This is a genomic window from Oryzihumus sp., from assembly GCF_036391795.1.
In the GTDB taxonomy this organism is placed as follows: Bacteria; Actinomycetota; Actinomycetes; order Actinomycetales; family Dermatophilaceae; genus Oryzihumus.
On sequence record NZ_DASVZH010000064.1, the window covers coordinates 1 to 4367 of the forward strand.

The 4367-nt window shown below is 75.8% G+C and carries 5 protein-coding genes; all 5 read right to left on the reverse strand.

Going from position 1 to position 4367, the window contains the following annotated elements; genetic code table 11:
- A partial coding sequence (locus VF825_RS03565) for a hypothetical protein (protein ID WP_331110216.1) occupies positions 1 to 824 on the reverse strand: 824 nt, incomplete at its 3' end.
- Entirely contained in the window at positions 821 to 1663 is an 843-nt protein-coding gene (locus tag VF825_RS03570; RefSeq protein WP_331110218.1) for a hypothetical protein, read from the reverse strand. The genes VF825_RS03570 and VF825_RS03565, both read right to left, overlap by 4 nt.
- The gene (locus VF825_RS03575) at positions 1660 to 2622 is read right to left on the reverse strand and encodes a hypothetical protein (protein ID WP_331110220.1); all 963 of its coding nucleotides are present in this window, start codon (positions 2620 to 2622) and stop codon (positions 1660 to 1662) included. Before VF825_RS03575 ends, VF825_RS03570 begins: the two co-directional genes overlap by 4 nt.
- A gap of 145 nt (positions 2623 to 2767) precedes the next feature.
- The gene (locus tag VF825_RS03580; RefSeq protein WP_331110222.1) at positions 2768 to 3595 is read right to left on the reverse strand and encodes a protein kinase domain-containing protein; all 828 of its coding nucleotides are present in this window, start codon (positions 3593 to 3595) and stop codon (positions 2768 to 2770) included.
- A 5-nt stretch (positions 3596 to 3600) separates the two neighbouring features.
- Positions 3601 to 4367 (reverse strand): FHA domain-containing protein (locus VF825_RS03585; protein WP_331110224.1); only part of this gene is annotated, 767 nt, incomplete at its 5' end.

Sequence of the window (4367 nt, forward strand, 5' to 3'; positions counted from 1 at the left end):
GTGTCGGTCGCCGCAGCCGTGCCGGTGTGCAGGTCGGCCAGCGCCCGGGCGGCGGCGACCACCGCGTCCGTCGCGTGGGGGTCGGCGGGGCGGATCACGCTCGTGCCGGGCACCGTCGGCGGGGTGTCGGCGGGGCTGCCCAGGTCCTCGCTCAGGGCGAGCGGGAGGGGCTCGACGACACCGAGGGAGTCCGGACTCCAGCGCGGTGACTGCGGCGACGCGGCGAGGCGTTCCAGCAGGGCGGCGGCCTCGCGGGCCTGGGCGAGGTCGCGGTAGACCTTGCCGACCACGCTGCGGCTGACGTGCTCGACCCGCTGGGAAGCGGGTTCGGTCGCGCCGAGGCGCAGCCGGTAGCGGATCACGCACCGGTCGCCCGGCTTGTAGCGCAGCGCCGTCGCCTCCACGTCCTCCAGCCGCCACGGCTCACCGACCGGCAGGGTGGGCCGCACGGCCTGCTCCAGGGCGGCCCGCAGCGCGGGGGTCTGCATCGGCGTCATCGCGGCGGCGAGGGTGGGCAGGCCCACGTCGTGCGGGAACGACTGCAGCGTCAGCCCGCGTCCGGCGACCTCGAGCAGACCCGGCCACTGGCCCAGCCACGCCGAGGGCTGGGGCGGCTCCTGCGCCGTGGCCAGCGCCTGCTCCTCGACCGTGAGGGTGAACAGGTGCCCCGGGTCCGAAGGCTGACCGTAGACGGCGACCAGGCCGCGTCCGGGCTTGCGCCGCAGGTAGGTCAGGTGCAGCGCACCCTGGTGGTCGTCGTGGGCGTCGAGGACACCCGCGAGGGTGGAGGTGACGCCCTCCGGCGTCAGCCAGGTGGTGCTCATGACGCCACCGCCCGCTGCTGCCAGGCCTGCTCGACGAACGCGGCCAGGTGTGCCGCCGCGTCCGAGGCGCCGCGGAAGCCGGGGAAGGCGTTGACGTCGATCACCACGGGGCGCCCGTCGCTGAGCACGATGTCGGCGCCGAAGAGGTCCAGGCCGATCGCGTGCCCGGCGCGGAGGGCGATGTCGACCAGGCCCTCGGGCAGCGAGGTGGGGTCGAGCTCGACGTCGGCGTCCTTGCGGCGCACCTCCAGGGCCGCGGGACGGCGGGCGACGGACACGTGCCCGCCGACCACCCAGAACTTGAGGTCGAAGCCGTCGTTGGGCAGGAACCGCTGGGCGACCACCGGCTCCCGACCCCACTCCGGCAGCAGCTCGGCCAGCTCGTGCCGGCCCACCACGAGGCGGACCAGGTCACCGCGCCGGCTGATGCGGCTCTTGACCACCAGCGGCCAGGGCAGCGGCGCCGCACCGGGGCGGTAGGCCTCGCGGGCCAGGTCGGCCAGCGACGCGAACGCCAGCGTCCGCGGCGTCGGCACCCCGGCGCCCTCCAGCAGCTCGGCGGAGCGCTGCCGGTCCAGGGCGGTGTCGGTGGCGGTGGGCGTGTTGACCACGACCGCCCCGGCACGCTCGGCGTGGTGGGCCCAGGTGCGGGCCTCGGCGGTGCGTGACTTGAGCAGGACCATGTCTCCATCCCTACGCCCGGAGGCCTCGGGGCGGAACCCCCACGGGGACAAGGACTTCGGGTCCAGCACGGCGACCTCGTGGCGCTCGCGCAGGAGGTCGAGTGCGGTGTCCAGCACGGGGTTGGACGACGGCTCGGCGACCAGGGTGATGTTCATGCGGATGCCTCCAGGGCGGGCAGGACGTGCAGGGTGCGGGTTTCGGCGGTGACGCGACGGGCGACGGCCTGGCGGGCCAGGCGCAGCACCGTGCGGGCGAGGCGCTCGGCGGCGTGCGGGACGTTGCCGAAGCTCGGGAAGTCGTTGACGTCCAGGACCATCCAGCCCTGCGGGGTGTCGATGACGTCGATGCCGTAGATGTCCAGGCCGAACGCGCGGCCGACGGCCTGGGCCAGGGCCTTGAGCTCGGGGCTGGTGGGGATGAGCTCCTCGACGACGGGCGCGCCGGGGTGCAGCGGGGAGCGCTTGACCGTGGCGAAGACGTCGTCGCCGGTGTTGTAGAGCTTGACGTCGTAGCCGGGGTTGGGCAGGTAGGGCTGGGCCAGCAGGTAGCCGGAGTCGTCGATGTCCAGCGCGGCGAGGTCCTCGGGCCGGTCCACGCGCAGGACCTGCTCGCAGGAGCTGCCGTTGTTGGGCTTGACCACCAGCGGGTAGGCCTCGCGGGGCAGGCCCTCCAGCAGCGCGCTGCGGGCGGCGAACCAGGTGCGCGGGAACGGCAGCCCGGCGGCCCGCACCCGGCTGGCGGCGACGGCCTTGTCGCGGGCCAGGCGGATGGCGCGGGCGTCGTTGACCGTGGCGGCGCCGGTGGCCGCGGCCGCCTCGAGGATGCTCAGGCCGGGGCCGCCGGAGACGGTCTTGAGGACGTAGGCGTCGTAGCGGGGCCCGTTGAACGGGTCGAGGTCGTCGACGTCGGTCGCCCCACCCAGGGGGCGCAGGACGTCGACCTCGTGGCCCCAGGCGGTGAGCACGTCGGCCACCGCGCCGGGCATGACGTCGTTCTCGTACCTGCCCTCGACGATGAAGCACACGCGGGTCGGGGCCGACTTCGTGGAGGCCGAGATGGTGCGCATCGCCCGCGACCAGTGCCGCGGGTCCTGGTGCCGCTCGAGGTGTGACATCTGCTGTGCTCCGCTCCGGTCGACCCGGTGTCGACCTGGGCACCACTCTCGGCTCGCGGGGCAGGGGCGGGTAGCGACCCCAGGGCTGGTCGCCGCGCCCGTCAGGTGTGGTCCGGACCCACCCTGGGTGGGTATGCCGTGCCGGTCAGTGCACGTGCCCGCCCGCCGCGGGGGCGAGCTGCTCCAGCGCGTCCGCGAGCTCGGCCGCGGTGCGGTAGCGCTCGGCCGGATCGGGCTGCAGGGCCCGCAGCACCACGGCCCGATCGGCCGCCCCGAGGTCGGGGTCCGGCTCGGGGGTGCTGCGCAGGTACATCCGCACCGCGACCATGGGGTCGGCGGACATCATCGAGGGGAAGAGGCCGGTGCCCGTCAGCGCCAGGTGCAGGGTCACCCCGAGTGCCCAGACGTCGCTGGCCCGGCCGGCCGGGGCCCCGCGCACCACGGCCGGGTCGGTGAGCTCGAGCGTGGTCGAGCCGCCGAGCGGGTGGGTCCCGGTGGAGGTGATGCCGGGCTGGAGCAGGTGGGCGACGCCGGGCTCGGCCAGCACGGCGCCGGTCCCGGCCAGGAGGATGTTGGCGGGCTTGATGGCGCGGTGGACGATCCCGGCCTCGTGCAGCCGGTGCGCGGCGCGGGCCGCCCGGGCGACGGCCTCCAGGCGGGCCCGGCGGTCCAGCGGGTGGGCCGGGTGCTCCAGGGAGCCCATCGGGTGATGGGCCAGCACGTAGTAGACGCGCGGTCCCACGAGGCCGGCCTCGTGCAACGCGACCAGGTCCTCGCCGTCGACGGCGGCGAAGCACTGCAGCTCGGCGGCGACCGCCTCGAAGCTCTCCTCGGAGGCCGTGGCGTCGAGCACCTTGACGGCGACCCACTCGTCCCCGGGCCCGAGCCGCTCGGACCGGCGCGCGAGGTAGACCCGCCCCTGCGGGCCGCGGCCCACCTCGCGCAGGAAGCCGTAGTCGGCGATCCCGTCCACCGGGCTCACCGTCCCGGGCCGGCGGGGCTGCGGTCGTACATCAGCTGCCGCTTGCCCATCCGCAGCCGGTCGCCGGCGACGAGGGGGGTCGGCTCCCGGACGGGTTCCCAGGGTCCGGCCGAGCCGGTCCGGCTGAGGTAGGTGCCGTTGGCCGACCCGGCGTCGACGACGGTGACGTCCCACCCGTCGAGGTGCACCCGCGCGTGGACGCGGGAGACGCTGTGCCCCTCGTCGCGCAGCTGCAGCGGCTGGGCCTGCCCGGAGCGGACCTCCTCGGACCCGGCCGGCTCGCGGCCCACGACGACGTCGGAGGTGAGCAGGAAGACCGAGCCGTCGTCGGTGACGAGCACGCCCAGCGGTGGCCGGGCGGCGCGGACGGGGGCGGCGCGGGACTCGAGGTCGGCCCCGCACAGCGAGCAGGCCTCGGCCCGGGGGTCGTTGAGGTGGCCCTGGGGGCACGGCAGCCCCTCGACCACGACCTCCCGGTCCACCGTCGGCGCCTCGGTGCGGTCGGCGACCTCCCCGGCGACCGGCAGCGGCGCGCGGGCCGGCACCGGCGCGGCGCCGAGCGCGACGTTGCGGACACGGGTCACCGGACGCATCACGGTGAACTGCGCGGCGACGGGCTCACGGCGCCCCGCGCCGTCCCCGACCGGCCCCGTGACCGGTTCCTCGCCGGCGGGTTCGTGGCTGACCTGTTCCTCGGTGGCCGGTTGCTCCGGGACCGGCTGAGGTGGCCCGGGAGCCGGAGCCGGTTCCCCCGCAACCGGCT

What these genes read in the sequence shown, in the direction of transcription:
- VF825_RS03575 (WP_331110220.1), bottom strand. Translation starts at nt 2,622, where the DNA reads ATGTCACACCTCGAGCGGCACCAGGACCCGCGGCACTGGTCGCGGGCG.
- VF825_RS03570 (WP_331110218.1), bottom strand. Translation starts at nt 1,663, where the DNA reads ATGAACATCACCCTGGTCGCCGAGCCGTCGTCCAACCCCGTGCTGGAC.